Below are 25,925 nucleotides of genomic sequence, written 5' to 3'. Positions count from 1 at the left end.
TTAGCCTTGATTCAGACGATAAAAAAAAGAGCTGCATGAATCAGCTCCTTTTTATGTCGTATATCTGACTTAATAGTGTTAACTCACCGCTGTCACACTTTTCCGTAGCCCCTGCTCAATACTGGTTACGTTCTGCGTCGCTAACCCATTTTGATGACTGCCGTTTGCATCCTCTGTCTCCATCGGATAAAACTCTTCAGCCACATCAAGCAGACCATCGCTATCAATCTCAAAGCAGGAATTGACATAGCCTTGTTTGGCTGCATGCTCTAACGCTGCTTGATCAAAGCCGTGTTCGATAAGCTCTTTATCAATTGCCTGTGCATCTTGTACTGCTTGTTTGAGTGTCACATCATTACGTAGCGTCAAATCTACAAAGTAGATCGGCGTACGATAGCTTTGCGTGGTGCTTTTACCTCTGAGCGTCAGTTGCAATGGCAAGCATGACAGCTTATTGCCAGATACGGCGGCAAAGTAACTTAAGCGAGCTGCCAGTGTGCGAATACTATTAAAGCCTGTCGTCCTAAAGATAAATGTACCCAGCTCATCGTCTTCACTCAGATTCACGTAGAGTCTGCCATAGGGTTTGCAAGCACCGCCTTGTGCTAGTGGACAGCGATCAGGGGATGGGCAAGGCAATTGCTCAACGCCCTTATTGGTTCTGCGCTGACACTGTTCACCGTCACCCACGCATAATGGCCGTCCGGTTTGTCTATCAAACAAGGTGTACTCAGCACGAAGGTTTAATTCAGGGTCATTAAACAGCATGCGCACGGGTATTTGTCTGAGCTTACCGTCATTATTTGCCCGTAGCTTTTCATCAAGTGGGTGATTGATCCAGCCGTCTTTATTTTGGATTTGGCTGGTGATGGTGAATTGATCGTCTTTGGCAGGAAGACGTTTGCCATCCTTTTCAATGACACGGCCAATGCTGATACGACCGAGTACAGGTGGGGTTATAGTGAGACCTTTAATCATGCTGATATTCCTTATGTGTTTTTATGAGCCATAAAAAAGCCCACCTTTGAGAGGTGGGCAGTTATGCACTGTGATTGATTGATTTGCTTTGATTGGTTAATGGTTGTGTTGATGGTTAAGTGACTGATGGCTCAGTCATTAATAATGACAAAGCGTCTGCTACCGTGCTTGGTTTTACTAAACTGCGTGAGCAATTCAGGATGCGCTTTAGCAATGGCCTTACTATCAAGACCGACACTATCTTTAGACCGTTTCCATGAAATAGCACCTTTACCAAAGATCGCGACCTCATTGTCTTTAATAAGCGTTTGTAGTTGATGCTTAATCTGGTCATGACGTTGCTCTAGCGCTTCAATAGACATGCGATGATTAACCAGCTTAGCGAACAAGCTATTTGCGCGGTCATCTTCTCGCAAATCAATTTTGCTTGAGGGTTTAGGGGTTGGATAAAGCAGCTTTAATGCACGCGCGGCTGACTCGCTATGATCCGGGGTTGGTGGCGTGTCCGTTTCTACGTATTGCCAGAATAGGCGCTCATGTTCGATAATGGATTCAATCAAGCTTTCGTCACGCTCAACCTTATAAATCTTCGCCTCGTGTCCACAAAGCAACACACAAATATGGGCAGCTTGTTTACCTGTGACTGCCAACTGATGCTGTACTTGGCACGTCACATACAAAGGCACACCATGCTTCCATAATTTCGCACCATGTTCACCAGCGGTTTTGCACTCTAGAATCTGCACCTCATCATTGCCTGTAATGGCATAATCTAAATTGGCCAGCATAAAGGCTTTATCAGGATCGGGATGCTGCAAAATGGCATTGACCCGCCGTACCTTATTGCCTGTCTGTTCTTGGTAGTATTTAGCCACCATCGGCTCAAGCGTATTGCCCCAATACAGCGGTGAATAGCCTTCAATGCTCTCATCGATATCTGCGCTCATACGTCCTGTCTTGATCATCCATAGCTCAAGCATGGACAAGTACGGATGGATACCACAGGCAGCTGCAGCGTCACTACTGCCAATGCCTTGTTTGCGAATCTCAAGCCACTTGTCATGGCTTAAGTGTTTGGTATTTATCAGACGCTTTGCAGGCGTTGATGAGTTAGCAGACGGCTTAGCGGGTTTATTGTCTACCTTGGACTTAGCCTGTAGCGGCGTCTTAACCTTGACGGTTGTCCGCTTAGCCTGTCTTGGCTGAGTGCTGGTGTTTAATGCAATCATGTTCATGGTGAATTCCTTCGTTGGATTTGTTATTGGTTAAATAAACGGCATAAAAAAACCACGCCCTTGAGCGTGGTTGATTGTGTTCATTGTGCTATCAGCAGTTAGAGACTCGCTGATTAAGCCAGCAGCAGTAACGATTCCTCTAAGCCTTTTTGTTTGAGCTTAGCGCCAGAGCCAAACCAAGCACCGTCTAATCTATGGTCTCTCGACATGGCTCTGCGTTCATGATCAACGTATTCCGTGATACTGCATAGCAAACCATAAGCGGTGTCCTTGGCAGCATCAAGATCGGCCCCGCGACCTTGACCGTTAAACATACTCATTACCTGATTCATCGCTTTTGCATTGGGCACAGCCTCTTTTTCTCTCTTAGCAGCATTAAACAGAATCAGATCATTGTCCTGATCGTTAAACACACGGCTTAAGTAATTGGCCGCTTCTGCTTGGGTCACACGTCGCTCTGACAATTGCTTCATCTCATAAGCGTGCTCATTCCACTGCTTAACAGAGATGCCTAATTGTTGTTTGACTTTGTCGGCATCGAAAGAGGTGCTATGTGGTACTTTCACCATGCCACCATTGCCGTTAGCTAAGCTAATCGCCAGCGTGTTATTACAGACCACACGGATGGAGGTGAATTGTGCGGTGGTGGCTAGCGTGCCATCACAAGCGGTTGCCAGCAAAAGGTAACCATTACTGACGTCTTTACCCTTAAGCGTGGCTGACTGGCCTGTCCTAGCGAGCGCCCAGAGCTTACGACCGCCTTTCAAGACACCAGCCGTTTCTAATTCAAAGTCAGACTTTTCAGTCAGATCCCGATAGAACTCTAAAATCTCGCGCGGCTGGACTTCTTGATAGCGTTGACTGACCACGGATAACGGCTCAAAGTTATCACTACGATAAAGCACCTTCTGCTCAGCAAAGGGTAGAATAAGATTGTGCCCTTTATCATTGTTTGCCATGTAGCTAACGTCTGAGGATTCAATACGCCAGTCCATACCCGCTTGCTTCGCCCATACTTCGATAGGCTGCTTGGGTGCGAGCTCATTACCTAAGCCATGCCAAGGGGTTTCACCGACGTAGGCCATTGTTTCGATTAAGTGTGCCATGAGTATTGCTCCTTTATTGTTCGATAAAATAAGTGGTTTGATAAATACGTGAATAAATGAGGACGTCAGACGCTAAAGGTATGCTGACAGGTAGTGCACAAATAGCGCGGCTGTACAGCCACTCTAAGTAGTGGCGGCTGCATCAGCCTTTGTTGTGCCAGATTGATTACGGTGGCAAGGGCGCTGCCTGCGACCATGCCAATCATAGGGTTGATCTTGTAATACTTGCAGACGCTAACACCAAGACCCGCAAGCAGTTTTGGTGAGCACAGCGGCGCTGTCATGCTTTGATGGGTGTCTATATTTTCGATGACGTGTGCGGAATGACAGCTTGGACAGATGCGTTTCATAGGGTCTCCTTGATAGTGGCGCATAAAAAAGGCCTGCTATAAAGCAGACCTTGATGAGGCGTTTAGGGTTCGACGGATAAGGAAGCGATGGCTCCTTACCTCATCTCATGGGGATACTGTATATCTGAAACTATTTTGATATGAGTGGCAAGCCTCTACGCTTGGGTGTTCTATAAATACCATGGCCAAAAGTTCGCATACTTGGCACCTTTACTTTTAGGTATTGATCGATTTTTTCAGGCTTAGTTAAATAAAGTGCAGTACGTAAGGCATTCTCAACTTCAATAGGATTATTTTGATGAATCATGCCAATACCTAATTTACCGTTTCGTCCATAACGTTGCTTAGTCTTTGTATCGTGATAGCTATAGTATTCACCTAGACCCCCTGTCATCATCTTCCACTTCTCGCCCACCTCACGAGCCAAATACCCATCATTCTGTCTGTTAGAACCGTCGTACATCAGAAGCAAATGACAGTGCAATCCGCCCTCAACACCACCTTGTTCAAGAGCCCATGCATTGCCTTGTAGATGCTCAAAGCATGTTTTCTTATTACCGATAAGCTCTCGAAATTTACTCATGTGATAGTCAAAATCCTCAATGGACACATGGTGGCTCGTTTCTTTTGCGTATTTTAGGTCGATACGTATAAAGAGCAGTCGTGAGTAATGGTTAATCAGGCAGTTTACGTAGTGCTCTAATTCTCTTTTGTTTTGAGACTCCTGATAGCTGAACGTTATAATTTCACGCTCAATGTCATTTCTATAACATGACAGCATATTGATAAAACGCTGTGTTTTATCATGGTTCCAAACGACATTAATAGGATAAGTATCGCCAACAATAGATTGAGTGCTACTAAAAAATGCTAAGGCTGGCTGTGAATAAAATAACTCAGTATTAAGATGCGTCATGAACGGGTAATACAACCCGTTCAGCTTGTCTCTAGTTTCGTTAAAACTGATTATATTTGCCAGTATGTCTGTGACGAGATTATGAACGTTTGCGACAACAAGCGGTTGGTTCAGGTGTGAGTAAGACATGGTAGGATTCCTATGAAGTTGATTTCATAGGGTAAGATCAGTCTGTATTTTTTTAATTTTATAGAGGGATGGATCAGTGCTAAGCGATAGGCGTTTAGCTCAAATAAGCAGTAAGCCTAATAGTAATAATATAAATAACCCACTAAGAATGAGCTGCTAGAGAGTAGCTTTTTGCTTGTGTGCTTAATAGTTTTTTATCAGAGCTGATGCAGAATTACTGTCTGCGTTGGAGTTTTTACTGGAGTGGAGTTAGTTGGAGAGGCAAGGTATGCGTACAGAATAAAAGCATCAGTAACTACTACATAATTTTATAGAACATATTTCTCATGATAAAAGCATTTTATTTCTTTTTAAATGCTTGTATATTGGGCTTTTTCAAATAAAAGTATTACTAACAATACTACGTTAGTGCTTTTGAATTACTTTATAAACATTATCAAAATACTTTATTAATGCAATGAAAGTGTTAACTAAAATTCTTTTTAAATCATTCAAAAATACATTATGAAGGTAAGCTAGTTTATGGATAGTACCTTAGATAAAGATGATATCTTAAGCAAGATAACGAAGCTTACTGGGAGAGAAACTGCTGTAGCCCTAACTATGTTACGGTCACAGATCCCGTCTATTATTATAAATAATGATAATAATTATTTAGCCAAAGTTATATATGGAAATGATGTAGAAGGCGTATCCGATTTATTAAGTAACGTACAATCAGTTCTTATATCAGATAAAGACATAGAATGGCTCAAGAGCAATATTAGAATATTAATATGGTTTTATAATTATATGTTTGCAAAGGGTAACGGCTTTTTACCCACTTTTTGTATTAATAATAACAGCAGTTTCATCGATAATCTTATAGCAGGATTTGACTGTGCTTTTTTTCAAGTTATGTTATCAAGTCCCAATCATCCTTTTTTAAGTGCACATAACTTTCCTGTACAATATAGTGTTTCTCAATCATATCCGATAAAGACAAAATATAGCCATCTTACAATAGATATGAACGAGGTATTAAATAAGCCTAGTCATACAATGAATAACGTAGAAGTAAATCCTACGTCGTTTAATGACAGTACAAATAAACAGCAGACTCAAAAAAACAATTCTACTAGTGTGGAGACAGAGGCAAAAACATCTATTTTTACCCAGTTTAATTTTGCCCTAGAATCAAAATCAACGTTTATTATTACTGCAAAAATCCTTTATAATCTTATACATACAAAGCGTGAATACACTAGTTGGATTAAAACTGAAGATAATAATCAATTATACTGGGCTTGGAATTATCTTGATAAAGCAGGAATACTAATCAAACCTCAATTATTTCTAGCTCAGAATAATGAAGACCTATTCGCCCAAATTTGTGCAAGTTTAGATGCATTCGACAATAACCATAATACTAGTTATCCATATGCCCCTAGCCCTAATAAGAAATATTTCATCTCAAATATGCGTAAAGCATGGAGCCAGAAAAAGTTTAGAGACAAAACAGATATAGATGCCGCTCAGGATCTTCTTCTAACAAGAAAAGCTAAAAAGCAGTTGTCTGAATTATCCAGCGCTTACGGTATAAACTCAGTTGAAATGCTTACTGATATTATCAACACGGCCCACCAGACTGCTAATATTTAGTATTTTGTGATAAAATTTATTTATCTGATCATTATTGATAAATAGTGAAATTATAATATCATGTACACTAACATGTACACTATGGCTTTTACATTTTAAAATAATTATAAAAATCAAATACTTAATCATATACTATCGTTCCGACCACTGGTACCAATACATAGTTCTATACTATCTTATAGAGCCTCTAAAGCCCCTGATATCAGGGGCTTTGTTGTATCTGGTGTTCTATACTGTCCTGCTCTATCTATCCCAATCCATGCATCTGATGTACACTGGTTTTTAAATATACATTGGGTATCAGTATAATTTGCGAATTTATTCTGCACTAATTTAAAACTCATTCTGCACTCGCTATTTGAATAGGGCGTGTTTAACATTCACAAATAGGCACTGCTGATTGCTAAAACGGTTCCAGACAAGGCGCAAGTCGATGATAATGTTAATACCTTAGCGAGACTTGCAACACCGTATGGGGCAGTTTTAGCATCAGCCCCAATAATAAAAGCAGGGGACAGGACTCTTTTTTGCCGCTTCATTGATAAAAATAGACGTATAGAATGACTATACTCACTATTTTTACCTGCGAATCGCCTAAAAAATAGTCGCTGTCAGTGCCATGGTCGAATTATCAAACACGCCCTAGTATTTTCTTTAAAAAAACCTACTATTCGAGGGCTAACGATGACTTAGCCAAAAAGTCTAATAATTTACATGAATCGTTACGGTATCAGCATAGTTAGCAGGCTTAACGTCAGAGTTTGGCACAGTAACATAGACCGTATGGTATTGCGCGGTGCCATTACCATTGCCAGTGACGCCATTGGTTAAAGTAGCATACGTATTACCGTTATTGCCCCATGCTGTTCCCGTGGAGTTTGAGAGTAGCTGATAAGGGAGTTGATAGTTGTTACTCTCCGTGTCTGTCATAACGCCCGCACCATTTGTATCCCCATTAGACGGCGCCAAACCGATATTATAAAGAGCGCCATTGGTGCAGGTCATGTCGATAGCTTGGTTATTGCTGCCAGTAAAACTGGTGGTACTTGCTGGACGACTACCTAAGACAATGTTAGATGTGGTGTTTATTTTACACTCGTTGACCACGGTAGCTTGCACTTTAAACGGGAACTGACTTGGTTCTTGGATCCCACTGTTGCAATCAGATGAAGTCGGAGCGACGATATCGGATTGGTACGTGAGTGTCGTGTGGTTACCACTGAAATCACTGCTGTGGAATCCTTGGGTGGCAAGAGTGTTGCCAAAGCCTGGCAGCAGGGAGACGGTGATAACCGCGCTGCCATTAACCGTTGCATTTGGTCCAATGAGGAAAGTCGCTGGTTGATATATAGAGTCACTACTATTGCCCCAAAGGCTACCGTCTGGCCGTGTCATCGTGAATGCCAGCTTGGAACCATTAGGCCCCGTCATATAACGCGGATTGAGCGTCGCACTGTCGAAGTCGCCTCCATCAACCCCAAGGCAGAGCGAAGCATATCGTTCCGAAGCGACATTATTAGTACAGCTGTAGGTTAAGGTGGCAGTAATTTGGGCATCATTAGCGTTGGTAGGCGTAATGGTGTTGCTGATATTCACAGTACCGTTATTCATGTTGGCTGTACAAGTGATATCAGCCTGCGCACTATTGATCGATAACCACAACGCGACTGGTAGCAATAACAAGCCGTAACGCCATTGGAATAATTTCATCATCATTGTACCTTTTGGCAGATAAAGGGGCCAATGAGTGGAATCTCATCACCCTGCTTGGAATAATCAAAGCTAACCGTGCAAACATCACCAGCGGGAGTCGTCACCTCCAGCACATTGTGTTCATCAAGTGTGTCCAGATATACCTCCCCATCAAAACCAATGACAGTCGATGGCACGTCTTTATTGCTAAGCTGGCGTACCTGACTGCCAAGCGGCAGCGGCTGGTTATCGCTGTCTGTTAAGATAACAGAGGCAGAGCGCACAGGCGTGATACCAAAATTAACAAGCACACCGGCGCGATCCGTAGGTGTGGCCTCAATACTCACCTTATCAATACGTAGGTCAGCGGGCAACTCCATCGGGTTAATACCGATCTTATTGCCTTGATAAGCGTTCAATGGTGATACCAATAACAGACCTCGGCTATTGGTCGTCCCAATAGGACTGTTTTGCAGCGAGACGGGCACATTGGCGATACCACCTGTGGAGACGACGGCAAAACCACTATTGATTTGACGAGTCGCAAAGAGTCCGCCGCCCATCTTAACCAGCGCACCTGTGGCACTGGCATAGCTTGCATAATCACCATCGTTGCTACGAATACCTGCTTGTGCTTGACCGTAGCGCCCACGGTAATTTAGCTCAGCAAGACCGTCTGTGCTGTCTCCTCTATCCGGACTGCCTTCTAGGCTGTGCCGCGCTTGCGCCCGCCAGCCAATGCCGCCTGCATTCGGAGCAGGCCTCGACACATCAGTGGCAAAGGCAGTGCTATCATCGGTGTACTGTACGCTGTTGCTCAGTGACATATTGCGATCCAGCGACAGGGAAACGCCAAGATAAGCGCTGTTATTAGCAGAGTCATTGATATCGTGATTGTAGTTAGCGCTCACGTTCAATCGGCGACCAAAGGACTTGGACCAATAGGCACTGGCAAATTGGGTGGTCTCGCGCTGTGTCTGCGCCACCTGATTATAACTCACGCCGAAACGGCCCAGAGCCTGCGTACTATAACCGGTTGAGATCTGCTCACTTCGGCGAGCGGGCGCAGAGCCGTATTGCGTGCCCACATCACGATAATCACCAGTGGTCCCCGTGGCACTGACACCAATATTGAAGCGGCTGTTATTCCATGAGTAGTTTGCGCTGTATTGCATACCATCCTGACCTTGACTCTCGCTGCCCGCTAATGACACAAATAATATACCGCCTGATCGACCAAGCAGCCAAGTGCCGCCCACACCCGCATTACTAAGGTCATTGGTGACTTCAGCATGAGTCTCTGCAGTAAAGCGGTCATTCACCCCATAACGCCATGTCCCACTGGCAGCAATATTACTGCCGTAATCAAAAGAATGGTTGCCGTAGTTTTCACGCACCGCCCCAAGCTCTACGGACCAGTCAGAAAGTCCGGGCTGTAGTAAACGATGCGCGTCATATAAAGAAAAATTCAGCGTGGTGCTTTGCCCTAACGCGTCGGTCACCACCAGCTGAGCCGTGCCCGCGCCACTGAAGCTCGGCGCTGTATTGAGCTCGAATGGTCCAGCAGGTACATCCCCACTGTATTGCTTGAGACCATTGACATAAAGCTCTACTGCCGATGGCAGCGTGGCCTCGCCAAAAAATGACGGCAAGGGCGTGGTTGACTTATAGGGTTGGAGGTTAAAATTGGTACCAATTTGTAGACCGCCCAAACGCGTAGGCCGCGTCCATGACAGAGCGCCCGTGAGAATATCACCTGCACGAACCGTTATCATCTGATCGGGGTAGGATTTGCTCCAGCTGGTGTCCAGACGCACGGTGCGACTGTCCCAATCACTGCTATTAGCATCGCTATCAGCAGGGCGATTGGCAGTGGTTAAAGCAGTGGAGCTGAGCACACCAAAATTATTAAACGCGCGCAGCTCGGTATAAGCGCTGAGGCTTTTAGCGCTGTTTTGAGTTTGCGTGCCATAGATATTGTAATTGAGCAACATGCCAGACGATGCCGTGGGCTGCGGGCGTTTATTGGTGCGCGTGCTATAGACGGTGGTACCCAAATTGAGCATACTTAGAGGTGCGATAAGGCGCACGGATTGCTGGCGAGCGTCATAATCAATCTTGAGATCAGGTAAGCTATTGAGTGGTATGGCTTCGGTCGTATCGGCAGGTATTATAAAACCAAGCTGTTGCAAAATGCGGGTACTTGCCCACAGTTGATCGTCACGGTAGTAGAAATGCGTCAAGCCCATACTGGCACCATTTAGAGTGACATCCAGATACAGATCTAAACCAGCTGCCTCATTTTCAGAATCGTCGCTGTCTAGATTAAGTTGGGACAGTTTGGTGTCGTCAATATCTGTAGGAGCTATATCTGTAGGAGCTATATCTGTAGGAGCTATATCTGTAGGAGTCATGTCGTTCAGTTCTACAGCGTGACTGGCAGATACCGCCACGCACTGTAGAAAAAAAGCGTTAACGAATGGACGGGTCCATCGTGACGTCTGGTGTCGTCTGAGTGCCATTCATCATAACCTTGAATTTACCGCCTGCCGTCAGTGCAGAGGGCGGCATTTTCAGCGTCCAGTTCATAGTTGCCCCAGGTAACACATACCCTAGCAGCCCCGGATTGATCACCGTACTATTGCCCGCCGTATCCACAAAGCTCAGCCCAGCCAATTGGGCGCGGCCATTGCCACTATTGCTGACGCGGAGTTTTATCTCTTTGCCATCAGGCTGCAGATGCGTACTCCACTGCAACTTCGGGCTGGTTTTAGTCACCCCAACCGGCTGTACAAATACGGGGAGGGAGTAGCTGAGCGCAAACTGTAAGCCTGTCGTTTGATTGACAGACTTAACCGGTATTTCATCAACCGAAATACGATAAGCATCCTCTACCGCGCCCGTGCCTTGTGGCGGTGCCTTCGCGCGGATGATACGGATGAGTTGTTTTTCACCCGGTTTTAGCTCAATCATGGGTGGACTGGCCAACAATCCTCGCGACGGCGTGAGCTGATCGCCCTGTTCATCCTGTAACCACTGATACACGCGCACTTGCGCATGTACCCTATCGTTACCAGAATTACTGAGGGTCAGCCCACTGGCGTTCTCGCGAGCTTGTAAGCTCAAGGAGATGGGAGAAACCTGCAAGCCGCTCGCTACTGCCAAACCAGACGACAGCAGCAAGGCGGAGACAATCACAGGTCTAGCGATACGGCGTGACCAAACATTTAGCATAATTATTAGTAAGTTACTGTGACAGTAACATTATCTTTATAGATACCTACTGGGAGGTTGTTTGTACTGCCAGCAACTAAAGATGCAAATACAGTATGTGTTTTTGCTTGATCAGTTGCCATCCCTGTACCTGAACCCCCAACTTCCGTAGCAGTGTTTCCCCAAACGTCACCACCAGTTGTTTTTAGCAGGCTATACGCGACCTGATTAGCTGGGACAACAGTATCAGTCAAAAATCCTGAGCCTTCTAAACCAATATTATAGGCTGTTCCATTAGAGCAGTTGACTGAAATAGGATTAGAGGATGAAGCTTCTGTGACATCTACACCGGCAGCATAACTACCAAAGTCAATATCTTGAGTACCTGATACAGAAGTTACGCTACAAGTTGCTGTAACAGCAAGTTCAACATCGAAAGCACCAGAATCTGTAGCAGCATTTGCACTAGAGATAGCGGCAAATCCACCAGCAGTAACTAGTGTAGCGGCAAGTAGTTTTTTGTTAAATGTCATGGTCATTCTCCAGTGAGTATAGATACTCTTAGTATTCAGTAATATATAAGTCAGTATTAAATGGATAATTGACCTAATACTTGTTAGATAGTGTAAATCATATGTTTTGGTAATCTACTGATATAAGACACTTACCCGAGATTACCCAATCATTACAAACTGTAAACCGTTTATCGTGAATATATACCGTTTATCATGTTTGTAAATTTATTGTATTATATGTTTTCTATAAATGCACGCTAAATGTTTGATTATTAGTTATTTTTATTAATTGGTCATTATCTAGATCGCTTATGCTTTCGCAAAATAAGTATTTAATTTTTATACTAATTATGATATAGGTATTTTTGTGGAATTAGCCTTTTTACCCAAAAATAAAGCGGCTGATCCATTGACTAAACTAATCTTGCTTCAATCTTTGTATTAATCCATTCTGCAATTTCAGTTGCTACCCACACTACCCTTACCTGCGTAAGCTGAAACTTTTTAAGAAACGTTGGATCGTAACGATCCGATTTTTCATTGATCATCTCGTAAATCTTAGAACGACTAAGACCAGTGTAGCTACCAACATCTTTGATACTTAGTAATTGCGGGATATGATTACACTGCTCGATTACAGGTTGTGTTACGTTCAAATTTTCCATGATTATCTCCTCGTAAGTTAATGAGCGCCTCTTCTCTCATACAGTTACGGAGTCCCATATTTTTTAAGGCATACCATACTGTCCAAGGGTTAGCCTTAAACAAAGCCATAAAAAAGGAGCTGAATGAATCAGCTCCTTTTTTATGTCGCATATTTGGCTCGATGGTGTTAACTGACAGCCATCACGCTTTTCCTTAGCCCTTACTCAATGCTGACCACCTTCTGATAATTGCCCTTATAACTGCCGTTTGCATCACTAAAGTAGTCTAGAAGACTATTTTGTATTGCTATTCCTAACTGCCGAGCAGTTGCATTCAAGTGACCATTGTTAATAGTGCATCGAAGAGTGCCTTTGTCATAGATATTCAGTTCTAGTAACATAGCTCTTAATATTGTTCAGTAGTCATCTTTGAGCATGGTGCGAGGCATAGCGAACGAGATTTTTTGGTATGAGAACTTAAAGATTACTGGTTCGCTGTTTTTTGGTTAGCATTTTATGCTCAATGTTCAAAACGCCCTAGTAATGCTATTCTCCATTTCATGCTCTGTAACAGCACTTATTTGAATCGGTACGGCAAAGCTCCATGGCATGCCAGCACTGCAATAAAAATATCCATTCTGGAATGACATGATATAAGCTGTAAAATCGTTACCATAATGATCCATCATGGCTTGTTCATCGCTTTCATCGCACACGGCACACCATATTTTTTTCTTTCCTCGTGCCAACATCACTCGTGTCAAATCACTCCCTTTCAATTCGTTATTCACTTTGAGCTCCTTAGATCCTCTAAGCACTTAAAAAACCACACATTCTCAAAAAGTTAATCTTACCCATAATTAGGTTTTGAGTTTGATATAAGCCACAATGAATAACTTTTTTGAGCAATCAAGAGGCATGACAAATATTGCTTGTTGTTCTACAGTCATGGACGATTGTGGATACTTAATTGTAAAACAACAGCATTAAAACTGTAACAGTTATACATGTATTTATGACAAACGGTAAAATATTAAGACGAACGGTCGTATAAGTCATTTAGAATGAACAAATATTTTATATTTCATAAGAATGATATTCCTAACAATTGATACTGAAATGAGGCAGTTGAGTCGGGTAAAATAATGATTATGACAGTCTCTACCAATTCTAGCCCTCGTAAAATTATTCACATAGATATGGATGCTTTTTACGCCAGCGTTGAGCAGCGTGACTTTCCTGATCTGCGTGGTAAGCCATTGGTCGTTGGAGGTGACCCCAACGGTCGCGGTGTGGTCGCGGCTGCCAGTTATGAAGTACGAGAATTTGGCGTGCGTTCTGCTATGTCTTGCTATGAGGCGCGTAAACGTTGTCCAGAAGTCATATTTGTACGACCGCGCTTTGAGGTTTATCGAACCGTTAGTAATGATATCCGCAAAATTATGCACAGCTTAACGCCCCATGTTGAGCCATTGTCATTGGATGAAGCTTATCTTGATGTCACTGGGCTGCAAATTCATCAAGGTTCAGCGACATTAATGGCCAATTGGCTCAGAGCTCAAATCCTAGAACACACTGGTTTAACAGCATCTGCTGGGGTGTCATTTAACAAAATGTTGGCTAAAATTGCATCGGATATCAATAAGCCCAATGGCATAGCCGTAATCACGCCAACTGATGCCGATGACTTTATTAGTACGCTACCTATTGAGCGCTTTCACGGTATTGGTAAGGCAACTGCCCAGCGTTTACATGCGATGGGTGTGAATAATGGTGCTGACCTTCGGTCTATGTCGTCTACTATATTGGTACAGGAATTCGGTAAGCGTGGACAGTTTTATCACGACATTGCTCATGGCCGTGATGAACGCACTGTAAAATCTGAGCGTACGCATAAATCTGTCGGTTCGGAGACCACCTTTCGAGACAATTTAAATGATGATGATAAGTTACGCATACAAATCTATGAGCAAAACGCAGATGCCTTTAATCAAATGCAAAAAAAACAACTGATTGCCTATACCATCACACTCAAAATAAAATATGCAGACTTTACGCAAATCACCCGTTCACACACGCTATCAACAGCGTTTGATAGCGCCAAATCTACCCATTATTGGTTAGATAAATTATTTTCAGACATTCCGCGCCAGCTGCCTATTCGACTGGTCGGTGTGACTTTTTCTTCATTAGTTCCTGCCGCACAATTACTGCCCCAGCTGAATTTATTTGAGTGATTTTATATGTAATTATGGCAAAACATTTTACTATTTATCTTTGGCAATTAATGCTTAGGCTATTTAGGTCATTCAGATAAATTTTATGCAAATGTGTGCTTATTAAACTGTCCTTTCATAACGGCGTTTCTGCTACAATTACGCCAAAATCTATATTCATTTAAAGACTTATTATGACCCATTCTCACGTGCCAAATGCTGCTACCCATACCTTGATTGATACCAATACAGATAACGCTATCTTAGATTATTTGAGTGTTGCCGATTACGATTATGAGCTACCAGACAGCCTTATTGCTCGCTACCCGTTGGCGCAGCGCTCAGCCTCAAAACTCTTGTACTTAGCCGCTGATAAGCAAAAAAATACGGCCAGCGCAGAGGATCGTTTGTTTGCTGAATTGCCTGATTTATTGAATACTGGCGATCTCATTGTATTTAACGATACCAAAGTCATGAAAGCACGACTATTCGGTCAAAAAGATACGGGCGGTAAGCTTGAAGCGCTGATTGAGCGCTTGGTGACCCTCTCAGATTTGGATACAGCGAGCTTACATTTAGAGGCTATAGACGGTACGCCCGTTAATAAAGAACATATCGCGCTTTGCCACGTTAAGGCAAGTAAAGCGCTCAAGCTCGGTCAACGCCTGCAACTTGCCGATGGTCATATGCAGGCGGTGATGATTGGTCGTCAAGACAACTTATTTATTTTGGCGTTTGATGCACCTATCTTGCCACATTTAGAGCTTTATGGTGAGCTGCCTATTCCGCCCTACTTTGAGCGTCATGCTGATGATACCGATAATACCCGTTATCAAACGGTCTTTCATGATCCAGCCAAACTCGCAAGTGTGGCGGCACCCACGGCAAGCTTGCATTTTGATGAGTCAATACTCAGTAAACTGGCAGAAAAAGGCGTTAACACGGCTTTTGTTACTTTGCATGTGGGCGCGGGTACCTTTGCACCAGTCAAAACAGACAATTTACTGAATCACACCATGCATAGCGAATATGCGCATCTGCCACAAACCACCGCTGAACTCATTAATCAAACCCATGCAAATGGTAACCAAGTTATCGCCATTGGTACAACCGTGACGCGTGTCCTCGAAACAGCGTATCAAAAAACAGCCGTAAATGGGCAAGCGCTTTCTAGCTGGTCAGGCGATACGGACATATTTATTTATCCTGGGTTTAGATTTGGTGTTATAGATCGCTTATTGACCAACTTTCACTTGCCTAAATCAACACTATTGATGCTGGTGTCGGCATTTTCTGGTAAAGCGGCCATTGAACACGCCTATCAACATGCGATCAAAGAACAATATCGCTTCTTTAGTTATGGTGATGCGATGTTGCTCGACAGAAAAGCAGAGTGAACATAACGCAAACATTTTTATATTGGACACAACAGTTGTGAAATAAACTGGTAAACTAAACGGTATTTTGTTATAACAGCAAAGACAACTTATATCTTAAAGGGCGGCTCATGTCTTGTCATTTCTCTCATCGCTTGACTACTGTACATCGCGCGATATCGATGGCATTACTTTGTTCTGTAGGCTATGCCACTCTAGCATCAACTGCACAGGCTGCAACGATTGGCAAAACGGTGGTGACTTCTGCCCAACATGAGCCCCTAGCTGCCAGTATTGTAGTCACTAATATTCGCTCAGCTGATTTTTCAGCAAGTTTGGCAAATCCGATTATTTATCAACAAATGGGGTTGACGCCCACTGATTCGATGATGGTAAGTTTTAGACCTACCTCAGCGACCAGCGGCCAAGTATTCATTACCACCTCAAAACCCGTTTCTAAGCCATTTGCTGATGTCGTATTGGCGATAGAGGATAATGGTCAGCGCAATGTCATTCCTAAAACGTTATTGATGCCACTCGATACTAGCTTACCCATTGCAATGCCTAAAGACATCGTAACAGGTGCCAAAAAACCCAACTTACCAAGTGTGTCGGCAAATAATGCCAAACCATTGACGGTGAGAGAAGGTGCGCCGCCGCCATTGATGGCAGTATCTCAGTCGTCATCAACACCCAAGTCATCAACACCCAAGTCATCAACACCCAAGTCATCGACGAGCGAATTGATAGCTTCTAGATTGCCAGCGCCCAGTATCAACACATCTGGTATTCAAGCACCTACTGTGACTACTACATCGCAAAACAACAACCTTACTTATGCCTCTAGCCGCTTAGATAATGGTCGTTTGAATAACGCTAAAAATATTGGGACAATCAACATTGGTAGCAATACTACTCAAAATACAGCCAATAATGTGATGGGTAATAAAACCATTACGAATGACGCAGCCACACTCCGTGACAAAGCAATGTTAACGGAAAACAATAAGCCTAAGACAGCTATCATTACAGACAAACAGTTAGACATTTTAAACATACAAGTCACTCGTCAAATACAGCCGAGTAGTCAGGTAGATGTTGGTATGATGGCGGCTTCCCCAACCATACCAACGCCAAATAACAATAGTACTAATGTCTTAAATCCCCATACTAATACCAGCACTGCAACTGCTGCAACGAGCAATGTGACTGCTAACGCTGTTGCATCTACAGCGCCTAGTACCGTCAAGAATACCGCTGTTTCTGCCAATAAGGCAACGAATAGCACCACAGCCCAATATCAAGTACAACGCAACGATAGCCTGTGGGTTATCGCGCAGCAGATCGCGCAGGAAAATAATCTAGATATCCAAACCGTGATGAAAGAAATCCAGTCACAAAACCCTGACGCATTTATTAATAAAGACGCTGGTCAATTAAAGGCTGACGCCAAGCTGAGCTTACCCAGTTATGATGTCTTACCTTCTCAAAATAATTTAGAAGCTGCTATTAGTGCACAAAGACAATATAGCCGCCGAGCAAACACCCCAGTAGCAACAAAGACTGCTAAGACCTCCATTAAAAAATCCTCTGAGACAACTCAAGCGGCCAAAGTGCGTGAAAAACCAACAGTTACTAAGACGCAAACACTGCCAAAAGCACAATTTTCAGTGCTCGCTCCTGATAACAATGGTAGCGCAGAAGGTACGCAAGTAAAATCAGCTGCGACAACAGGTAACGGCCTCAGTACCGATATATTAGCAACGCTTAAAGCATCAAGACAAAGTACAGCGTCACAAGCTCAGCGCTTGTCAAAAACCAGTAGTGCGCTTGACAGTTATACTAAAAAAATTCAATTACAGAATCAAAAACTGGCTGAGCTACAAGCTCGTCTCAAAAAACTACGCAATCAATAATTGCCTGACTGATCAACGCAGTATGCCATGATCATAGGCGTGGGAAAAACTATGGACAATATGCTATATATCATCGCCGGATTGGTGCTTATCTTATTAGTAGCTGGTTTAGTATTGCGCAAAAACAAAGCACAGAAACCTTCAGTGCCGCCGCATGTCATACCAACACAGAATGCCGCTACCCAAAACACGACAACTAAAAAAAATTACGACACGCCTGCCCCAAGCCATACAGATGACAATAAATTCGATCCTATTATGATTGCCCAACGTTTTATGGATCAGCAGCGCTATGACAAAGCCATTGAAACGCTCAATCGCGGGCTTAACGAAAAACCGAATGATAGTCAGTTGTCTCTTAAGCTACTTAGCATCTACGCTACCATCGATCAACCCGAAAGCTTTAATACCGTTTACGAGGCTATCAAGGCGCATAACGACTCAGATGCTATCGCACGAGCAAATGAGTTAAAAGGGTTGTATTTTGAAGAACAAAATTCAGTATTCGCACAAGAAGTACCGGCAGAAGACAATACCAATTTCGAAAGTATAGATTTCGACTTACCACCGCCACCCACCCAAATCGATAATAATAAGACTCAGTCTGAGCAAGCATCTGCGGAGAATAGCAGCCGCCCCTTGATAAATGAGTCTGTCGAGACACCAGTATTATCAAATGAACGGGGTGAGATTGACTCTACTACCGACAATGTAGAAGACGACTTTGATCTTACGCTAAGCGACTTCGAGAATGATTTCGACGAACCTGCTACTACCGCCACATCATTAGACATGTCAGACGATAAAAGCTTTGATACACCTACTACTGATAGTACAGATGCCATTGAAGATACAGATATTAGCGACTTCGATTTTAGTTTTGATATCTCTGAAGCAGACAATGCGCCATCAGAACCTTCTGTCACGTCGAATACAGCGGAGAGCGCTACCGAAACAATGGCGTCAGATCACGAAGAGTTTATTTTAGACTTTGATGACTTGACAACTGATGCTGATGAAAATACGGAAAAATCAATTGTTGAAGCCGTGACTGTCGACACCACTCAAAACATTGAAGATGACTTCACATTATCTTTAGAAGATTTTGATGAAGCGGATAACTCGAATAGCACAGAGACTGTATTAGAAAACGAGAAGCCTACCCTCGAACAAAGTCATGATATCGACAATTTTGTGCTTGAAGACAGTAGCTTTGAAGACCACACGTTAGATGATACCTTTCAAGAGAGTAATCTTAAAGAGAGCAGTCTTGAAGACAGTAATTTTGAACCTACTCACCTTGAAGAACAATCATTCGATGAACATAATTTAGAAAGTTCTCTTACTGAATCGTCAAGCATCACGCCAACTGCGCCTTTATTATTCGATGATAATACTCTATTAGATGATGACTTTGAAGCTGGCTCCTCGGTAGCAACCACTCCAGAAGCTCCAGTCGAAATCGACACCAACATTGCTACTGAAGCAGATGTTGAAACACCAGACGATTTTTCAGCGCGTTTTGCAGCAGACTTTGATTTTGTAAAATCGTTAGACAGTAATCAGGTAACTTTAGATTTGGCTGGTCAATATCTACAATTGGGTGAATATGACAGTGCCAAACGCTTGCTCACTGAAGTGATAACCCAAGGCAACAGCGAACAGCAAAAACAAGCACAATTATTACTTGAGCGTACCGCATAATAAATAATTGGGTCTCTTGTCAGTCAGTATTCTATGGTTATAAGATGTAGAATACTGGCTGATTTTTTTGCATTTAGCCTTGATATTATCTATTATTGGGCTCCTTATCTTTCACATTCTTTCATTGTGCCACTATTATGCCAGCCGCTGCTATGACAAAGACCGTATCTGACCCTATTCAACTGATTTATGCTGGTGGTACTTTTGGTAGCTATGGGCGACCTTTAGCACCATTGTCAGCAGAAGTATTTTTACCTACTCTAAAAAAACTATTACTAGAACAAGACAATGCTGCCAACTTACCAACCATTTCATGGTTAGACAATCCGCTGATTAAAGACAGTAGCCAACTTACCCCCAGCGATTTTATACATTTCTATCAATTGCTACTGACCGCTTATGCACAAGGTGATAAACGTTTTGTTTTAATCACTGGCACTGATACTTTAAGTTATCTAGGCGCTTTTTTAGCAGAAGCTTTTGCAAGTAGCGATATTTGTGTCATTTTAACCGCAAGTATGCGCCCTCTATTAGACAGTGAGGTACTCCACTCTTACTGTATCGATACTCACAGTGATGCTTGGGACAACCTCAATGATTCATTAAGATTGGCGGCGGCTGGTGAGTCAGGCGTCAGAATTGGTTTTGGCGGTGAATCGTGGCCTGCACAAACCGTACAAAAAATTCACAGTCATGACTTGATGGCATTTACAGGTCATTTTCGGGCAGCATATCCAGCCAATAGTTATATAAAAAATCTACCAGATATCCGTCGGCAGCATTGGCTTGATGATCAGCAAAAAGTACTGAGTAGCATTCAAACGCGCGCCGAGCACGCGCGTATCCATGCGCTATATTGTCTGCCTAATGATGCCGAAGTCATTAATAATCAGCTACAGGCATTATTAACACAGCCGCCATGTGGCATCATCCTGCTAGGATTTGGTTCAGGCAATGTTCCTTATTCAGCAGCGCTAGCAGAAACACTAGAGCTTGCCCACAAAAAAGGACACATGGTGATAGGTGGCAGTCAGTGCCCCTTTGGCGGGGTTAGCGACAGTTATGCCGCTGGCAGTTGGCAATATGACCATCATGTGATTGCTGGGGGGCGTTTGACCATTCCCGCTATTTATGCACGATTATTATGGTTGCTGCTGCGTTATGACAGTCCAGCAAGACGTCGGCAGCGCTGGTTAAATAATGTCAATCAGGCTGGAACAAGTATCAAAAAACGATAAACGATGCTCAAACACTTTTAACTTCATGAGCTTAAAAACTATAATGTCTGAGAATGAAATTACTGAAACTGAATGTTTACCCACTTATACCTTAGCAATTGCTATTGAGTTCTTGGGCACACATTACCATGGCTGGCAGCGGCAACGAGAAGTGCTGGGTGTACAAGAAGCGTTAGAGACAGCTATCGGCAAAGTCGCTAATGAACCAGTAGAAGTCATCGCCGCTGGGCGTACTGATGCCAGCGTGCATGCCAGCAATATGATTGCTCATTTTACGACTCGTGCATATCGTCCCACGCACAACTGGTTACGCGGTGTGAATAGCTTATTACCTGATGACATTGCCCTTCGATGGATTCAACCAATGCCAGCCGACTTTCACGCGCGCTTTGGTGCTATTGCCCGTCGTTATCGTTATATCACCCTCAACCAAGCCCAGCGCCCTGCGATACTCAATCATCAAGTGACTCATGTTTATGAGCCTCTCGACTTAGTAGCGATGCAGCAAGCTGCTGCCGATATCGTTGGTACTCACGATTTTAGCAGCTACCGCGCTGCCGCCTGTCAATCCAATCAACCAGTACGCAGTGTCAGCCACGCCAACCTGTTCGCTCATGGTCAATTTATGGTCTTTGACATTCAAGCAGATGGGTTTTTGCATCATATGGTGCGCAATTTAATGGGCACGCTATATGCTATTGGCAGACATGAGCTGGAACCAGAAGATTTTTTACGTATTTTGCATCAAAAAGATCGCACGATTGCACCGCCTACTGCTTCTGGCGATGGCCTGTATTTTGTTAATGCTTACTACCCTGAGCGTTTCCAGAAACTATTACCGAACGCCCCTCTCACGCCTATTTGGCTAAATCTGCCCGAATAAATCAATACAAGTTGGCATACATATCACTTACATGCTGTCAAGTCAAAAGCAGGTTCTGTATTGCTTTAATCTGCTAACTTACGTATAATATGGGCTTATTTTTAATTGATTGATACAAATTATGGCAAAAGACGATATTATTGAATTTGAAGGCGAAGTCATCGACACCCTTCCTAACACTTTGTTTAAAGTTCGTTTAGAAAATGGACATGAAATTATTGCTCATATCTCAGGTAAGATGCGCAAACATTATATTCGTATCTTGACGGGTGATAAAGTTAAGGTAGAGATGACACCTTATGACCTATCTAAAGGTCGCATCACTTACCGTGGTAAGAACTAAATACTTGTTAACTACAATGGTTATTAACGTATTTGTAAAGATACAGCCAATAGCCGAATAGCTACTTTTTCGCTGATAACTGATATAGACGCTTGGGTGGTTTAACTGATAATAATAATGAAAACGTTCACCTGCTCATTATTGCCTATCAATGTTTTAGTTATTTAGTATAAGCTGTCTTTTCTTACCATAAAAAATACCGCTAAATTTCAGCGGTATTTTTTTGTCTATATTTTCTCGTTCAATTAAACTCAACGGTTGCGTCATTTTCAATAACACCCAAAAGACTGAGCGCATCCCAATTGGTTAGACGGACACAGCCCGCTGATGCTTGACGACTAATACGCTCAGGATCGGGTGAGCCGTGAATACCGTATGAGGGCTTACTCAGCCCAATCCATACTACACCAACAGGATTGTTGGGGCCCGGCGGAATGACAGACTTTTTACCATCATCACCAGTATAGGTGTAGTTGGGCTCGTGAATTTTGACTTTGACCTGATGCGTACCTGTTGGAGACGGTGTTGCCGTGCTGCCCACTGTCGTCGGATAGCTTGCGATCAGATTGTCATTATCATCGTAAGCATAAAGCGTTTGAGTGGACTTGTCAGCGACTACACGGCTCACTGGTTTGGTGTTAGGGTTACCAGGATTATAGACGATGATTGTCTCACCACTTTTGAAGCTGGCATTGGGATTGAGCGATTTGAGATAGTCCCGACTGATATGAAATTTTTCACCCAAGGCTTCAAGGACGCTTTCATAATACATGCCATCGAGCTTGGCTTTGGCTTCAGCACTAGCAGGAATATCGATGGTTTTGACATTCACATCGCTATCGGTCAGCTTATAGCTTACCAGCACAGGCTGTGAGATGAGGGAACTATTCTTAGTCAAAGCTTGCCAAGTTTGAGTATTCATTTCTTCAGTTACTGGTAGCCCTTGCCCTTTTTGAAACGCTTGCATGGCTTTACGAGTGTTTTTTCCCCAGTAGCCGTCAACAGCACCAACGCCACTATGATTCCAGTTCAATAGCGCTTGCAACTTGGTACCGACGTTACGATCAATCTTACTGCCATCCTTCCATGTTGCTTGATTGACCTTTTTAGCAGTCGTCGACAAACTGTCTGTAGTATATTTAATTTTGGGTAGTAATCTGTTTAGCGAATTGGCAGTTTTACTGTCGCCTTCAAGTTGTTGACTAACGCCATTGGTAACTGGACTTGTATCGTTGCTATCAGTCATTGTGCTGTTTGTATTCATGCCGTCCATATTATTTATGGCATTACCTGTACCATCCGTATTTGTCATATCGCTGCTTTGGCTGCTACTACCATTCACCTCAGATTCAGTATCTGCATTCATACTAACATTTACTGCGGTACTATCTGTATTATTGTCTGTCGCATCCCTTTCAGACGACTGGTTAGCATTAGTCGTTTGTACACTATTATCAGTAGTATTGGCATCACTGCAACCAACCAATAACGCTGACGCCGTACCCATGGCAACAATCATGCTGCCCACCTTAAGTAGTTGAGACATAAAACCCTCCTAAATCATCACTGTGTATCAAAAAAATTATTCAAATTTACTATAAAAACATCTTGCCATACCTCTACCACTACTCCCTAACGGCTTTATGTTACCAACGGACCATTCTTGCTCTATCTTTGTTAATAGGATGAGTAAAAGCGTCAATTTGTTTACAATAAGCTGCGATTCAAGACCTAGGCATAAAAAACCCATAAACTGCCAAGCAATTTATGGGTTCGTTTTCTCATCTTGGGTAATTGCTACTTACATTTAAAGCAGCGCTCGACTTATAGCAATTTGGCCAATACTGCCTGACCCATTTCTTGGCACCCTACTTGCTTGAGGCCAGCTTCGCTACTATCTAGAATGTCAAGCGTGCGTAGACCATCATCTAAAACATCACTGACCGCTTTTTCAATCGCTAGCGCTGCCTCTTCTTGCTTAAAAGTATAGCGCAGCATCATGGCAACAGACAAAATAGTCGCCAATGGATTGGCTTTATCTTGTCCAGCAATATCAGGTGCTGAGCCATGGCATGGTTCATACATGCCTTTGCCTGCTTCATCTAGGCTCGCTGATGGCAACATGCCAATAGAACCTGTGAGCATAGCAGCTTCATCAGACAAGATATCACCGAACATATTGCCCGTCACCATAACATCGAACTGCTTGGGATCTTTGATCAGTTGCATACAAGCATTATCAGCATACATGTGGGATAACGCCACATCGCTATAATCTGCTTGCTGCATCTGGGTCATGGTCTGCTTCCACAGTTCCGTGACTTCTAAGACGTTTGCCTTATCCACTGAACAAACTTTTGGCGCTGTACCCGCTGCTTGCGCACGCGTTTTTGCCAATTCGAAAGCAACCTTGCCGATGCGCTGAATCTCACTCGTGCTATACACCATAGTGTTATAGCCTTGCTGCTCACCGTTCTCTAGTGTGCGAATACCACGCGGCTCACCAAAGTAAATACCTCCCGTCAACTCACGCACGATCAGTAAATCTAAGCCTGAAATGATCTCAGGTTTGATACTTGATGCATTAACAAGCTGCGGATATAGCTTTGCCACCCGTAAGTTAGCAAACAAACCAAGCTCACCGCGAATTTTAAGGAGACCACGTTCAGGGCGTTTGCTGCGTTCAATTGCATCCCATTTAGGACCGCCAACAGCGCCCAGTAATACCGCATCTGCAGCTCGTGCGCGCGCCAACGTTTCATCTGGCAGAGGCTCACCAGTGGCATCAATTGCCGCGCCGCCAATCAATCCAGATTCAAGGGTCAAACCTAATGCAAACTGCTTATTGACAGCTTCGAGCACATCAATGGCTTGAGTCATGATTTCGGGGCCGATACCATCGCCTGCTAATGTTAAAATCGTTGCCATACTGGTCCTTTTGGGTAGGTAAATTCTTATTAACTGGGGTATGTTATAACGTAGAAGGAGCTAACCCGTTTTAACTTTTCATGTTCTATTTACTATACTTTGACTTTTAGATACTGTTTGTACCGTCTGAATCATACTGGTTTCTAAAAACTCGCCTTGACGCTCGGCGCCCAGTTGCTTGCAAAATCGGCGCTGCACCTCACTACCTTTAAACAGCTCAATACATAACGGTTCAGGTGAGGCATTTTCCAATAAGCTACCAGAATTCTCACCAGATTTTTTTTGATAAGCACGCAGCTGATAAGTACCCGATTCAGAAAAATCATGAATCATTGCAAAACGCTCAACGTAGCTGCTATTGTTTTCTGGATAAAAATTCACATGGATTTCACGCTTTGCAGGCATCACCCGTGCATAATAATTGGTCAAGCCTGGCATCGCCGATGCAGACAATGGCACTATTTTAATGGCATTTTTGTTGGTAAGTGGTGCCATCTCCAAATTCATTGGCGCTTTGGCAGTTTCTTTAGCGCCATTATCACCCGGCAAACCCATTACCATACTGGGATTGACTGGTTCATGGCTATCCGGCGCAATGATTAATGTTCTATCTATTCGCACAATTTCACAGTGATAAGTGCCGACACAGGCAATATTCACTTCACCAGCGATAGGCTGAATCTTACCTACCCACGCATTAGCACTTTCTGCATTATCTATTTTCTGATAGCCAGTTAATAACTGGCAACCTGATAATAATAAGCTGGCAGTAAAAATCGTACTGCTCCATAAGACGTAACGTTTTTTATTCATAATGGTGGCTACTATTCATAGGAAAAATAATAAAATGTTGTAAAAAACTTTCATTCATTTTAGCCAGTTCACCACCATAACTCAACGCC

At 43.2% G+C, this 25,925-nt stretch carries 22 protein-coding genes; 8 read left to right on the top strand and 14 right to left on the bottom strand.

Translation table 11 applies throughout. The annotated features are described in order from the left end of the window. Window positions 1–78: 78 nt before the first annotated feature. The 5 genes from JMY02_RS03525 to JMY02_RS03505 all read right to left on the bottom strand — a co-directional run bounded on the left by JMY02_RS03525 (window position 79) and on the right by JMY02_RS03505 (window position 4,714). Entirely contained in the window at window positions 79–978 is a 900-nt protein-coding gene (locus JMY02_RS03525) for a recombination directionality factor (RefSeq protein WP_201595211.1), read from the bottom strand. A 131-nt stretch (window positions 979–1,109) separates the two neighbouring features. Further along, window positions 1,110–2,213 carry a YqaJ viral recombinase family nuclease gene (locus tag JMY02_RS03520; RefSeq protein ID WP_201595209.1) on the bottom strand — a complete coding sequence of 368 codons (1,104 nt, stop codon included), beginning with the start codon at window positions 2,211–2,213 and terminating at the stop codon, window positions 1,110–1,112. Between the two features lie 113 nt (window positions 2,214–2,326). Next, window positions 2,327–3,319, bottom strand: a complete 993-nt coding sequence (locus tag JMY02_RS03515) for a DUF932 domain-containing protein (RefSeq protein ID WP_201595207.1) — start codon at window positions 3,317–3,319, stop codon at window positions 2,327–2,329. A gap of 65 nt (window positions 3,320–3,384) precedes the next feature. Then, window positions 3,385–3,669 carry a hypothetical protein gene (locus tag JMY02_RS03510; protein ID WP_201595205.1) on the bottom strand — a complete coding sequence of 95 codons (285 nt, stop codon included), beginning with the start codon at window positions 3,667–3,669 and terminating at the stop codon, window positions 3,385–3,387. Between the two features lie 130 nt (window positions 3,670–3,799). Beyond that, the gene (locus JMY02_RS03505) at window positions 3,800–4,714 is read right to left on the bottom strand and encodes a YagK/YfjJ domain-containing protein (RefSeq protein ID WP_201595203.1); all 915 of its coding nucleotides are present in this window, start codon (window positions 4,712–4,714) and stop codon (window positions 3,800–3,802) included. 522 nt (window positions 4,715–5,236) lie between these two features. Between JMY02_RS03505 and JMY02_RS03500 the strand changes: the two genes are divergently transcribed. Continuing rightward, entirely contained in the window at window positions 5,237–6,355 is a 1,119-nt protein-coding gene (locus tag JMY02_RS03500) for a hypothetical protein (protein ID WP_201595201.1), read from the top strand. Window positions 6,356–7,057: 702 nt separating this feature from the next. On the opposite strand, the gene JMY02_RS03495 is transcribed toward JMY02_RS03500, so the two are convergent. The 6 genes from JMY02_RS03495 to JMY02_RS03470 all read right to left on the bottom strand — a co-directional run bounded on the left by JMY02_RS03495 (window position 7,058) and on the right by JMY02_RS03470 (window position 13,210). Continuing rightward, a complete protein-coding gene (locus tag JMY02_RS03495; RefSeq protein ID WP_201595199.1) occupies window positions 7,058–8,068 on the bottom strand; it encodes a Csu type fimbrial protein in 1,011 nt (336 codons plus the stop codon). Then, on the bottom strand, window positions 8,068–10,569 hold the full coding sequence (locus tag JMY02_RS03490) for a fimbria/pilus outer membrane usher protein (protein ID WP_201595197.1): 2,502 nt from the start codon (window positions 10,567–10,569) through the stop codon (window positions 8,068–8,070). Before JMY02_RS03490 ends, JMY02_RS03495 begins: the two co-directional genes overlap by 1 nt. Beyond that, window positions 10,520–11,281 (bottom strand): fimbrial biogenesis chaperone, encoded by a 762-nt coding sequence (locus JMY02_RS03485; RefSeq protein WP_201595195.1) that lies wholly within the window; start codon window positions 11,279–11,281, stop codon window positions 10,520–10,522. The genes JMY02_RS03490 and JMY02_RS03485 overlap by 50 nt, the downstream gene beginning before the upstream one ends. Before the next feature lie 5 nt (window positions 11,282–11,286). Further along, window positions 11,287–11,793 (bottom strand): spore coat protein U domain-containing protein, encoded by a 507-nt coding sequence (locus JMY02_RS03480; protein WP_201595192.1) that lies wholly within the window; start codon window positions 11,791–11,793, stop codon window positions 11,287–11,289. A 395-nt stretch (window positions 11,794–12,188) separates the two neighbouring features. After that, window positions 12,189–12,440 (bottom strand): helix-turn-helix transcriptional regulator, encoded by a 252-nt coding sequence (locus tag JMY02_RS03475; RefSeq protein ID WP_201595190.1) that lies wholly within the window; start codon window positions 12,438–12,440, stop codon window positions 12,189–12,191. Between the two features lie 506 nt (window positions 12,441–12,946). Further along, window positions 12,947–13,210, bottom strand: coding sequence for a hypothetical protein (locus tag JMY02_RS03470; RefSeq protein ID WP_201595188.1), 264 nt, complete (start codon window positions 13,208–13,210; stop codon window positions 12,947–12,949). A 360-nt stretch (window positions 13,211–13,570) separates the two neighbouring features. On the opposite strand from JMY02_RS03470, the gene dinB reads away from it, so the two are divergent. The 7 genes from dinB to infA all read left to right on the top strand — a co-directional run bounded on the left by dinB (window position 13,571) and on the right by infA (window position 22,095). Further along, window positions 13,571–14,656 (top strand): DNA polymerase IV, encoded by a 1,086-nt coding sequence (dinB, locus tag JMY02_RS03465; protein WP_201595186.1) that lies wholly within the window; start codon window positions 13,571–13,573, stop codon window positions 14,654–14,656. Between the two features lie 173 nt (window positions 14,657–14,829). Further along, a complete protein-coding gene (queA, locus tag JMY02_RS03460; RefSeq protein ID WP_201595184.1) occupies window positions 14,830–16,032 on the top strand; it encodes a tRNA preQ1(34) S-adenosylmethionine ribosyltransferase-isomerase QueA in 1,203 nt (400 codons plus the stop codon). A gap of 110 nt (window positions 16,033–16,142) precedes the next feature. Next, window positions 16,143–17,927 (top strand): type IV pilus assembly protein FimV, encoded by a 1,785-nt coding sequence (locus tag JMY02_RS03455; protein ID WP_201595182.1) that lies wholly within the window; start codon window positions 16,143–16,145, stop codon window positions 17,925–17,927. Window positions 17,928–17,978: 51 nt separating this feature from the next. Beyond that, a complete protein-coding gene (locus JMY02_RS03450; protein WP_201595180.1) occupies window positions 17,979–19,631 on the top strand; it encodes a FimV/HubP family polar landmark protein in 1,653 nt (550 codons plus the stop codon). Window positions 19,632–19,783: 152 nt separating this feature from the next. Beyond that, window positions 19,784–20,869, top strand: a complete 1,086-nt coding sequence (locus JMY02_RS03445; RefSeq protein WP_201595178.1) for an asparaginase — start codon at window positions 19,784–19,786, stop codon at window positions 20,867–20,869. A gap of 43 nt (window positions 20,870–20,912) precedes the next feature. Continuing rightward, window positions 20,913–21,752: a tRNA pseudouridine(38-40) synthase TruA gene (gene truA / locus JMY02_RS03440; protein ID WP_201595176.1), complete on the top strand. Its 840-nt coding sequence runs from the start codon at window positions 20,913–20,915 to the stop codon at window positions 21,750–21,752. A gap of 121 nt (window positions 21,753–21,873) precedes the next feature. Then, window positions 21,874–22,095, top strand: coding sequence for a translation initiation factor IF-1 (gene infA / locus JMY02_RS03435; protein WP_021814850.1), 222 nt, complete (start codon window positions 21,874–21,876; stop codon window positions 22,093–22,095). A gap of 241 nt (window positions 22,096–22,336) precedes the next feature. On the opposite strand, the gene JMY02_RS03430 is transcribed toward infA, so the two are convergent. The 3 genes from JMY02_RS03430 to JMY02_RS03420 form a co-directional block, all read right to left on the bottom strand. Continuing rightward, window positions 22,337–23,641, bottom strand: a complete 1,305-nt coding sequence (locus JMY02_RS03430; protein WP_201595174.1) for a L,D-transpeptidase family protein — start codon at window positions 23,639–23,641, stop codon at window positions 22,337–22,339. 278 nt (window positions 23,642–23,919) lie between these two features. Beyond that, complete coding sequence (leuB, locus tag JMY02_RS03425) at window positions 23,920–25,023, bottom strand: 3-isopropylmalate dehydrogenase (protein WP_201595172.1); 1,104 nt, start codon at window positions 25,021–25,023, stop codon at window positions 23,920–23,922. Window positions 25,024–25,101: 78 nt separating this feature from the next. Next, complete coding sequence (locus JMY02_RS03420) at window positions 25,102–25,836, bottom strand: hypothetical protein (RefSeq protein WP_201595170.1); 735 nt, start codon at window positions 25,834–25,836, stop codon at window positions 25,102–25,104. Window positions 25,837–25,925 lie beyond the last annotated feature (89 nt).

The organism is Psychrobacter vallis (assembly GCF_904846715.1).
Lineage (GTDB): Bacteria > Pseudomonadota > Gammaproteobacteria > Pseudomonadales > Moraxellaceae > Psychrobacter > Psychrobacter vallis.
The sequence above is the reverse complement of the archived record's forward strand: the minus strand, read 5'-3'. Positions and strand labels throughout refer to the sequence as shown.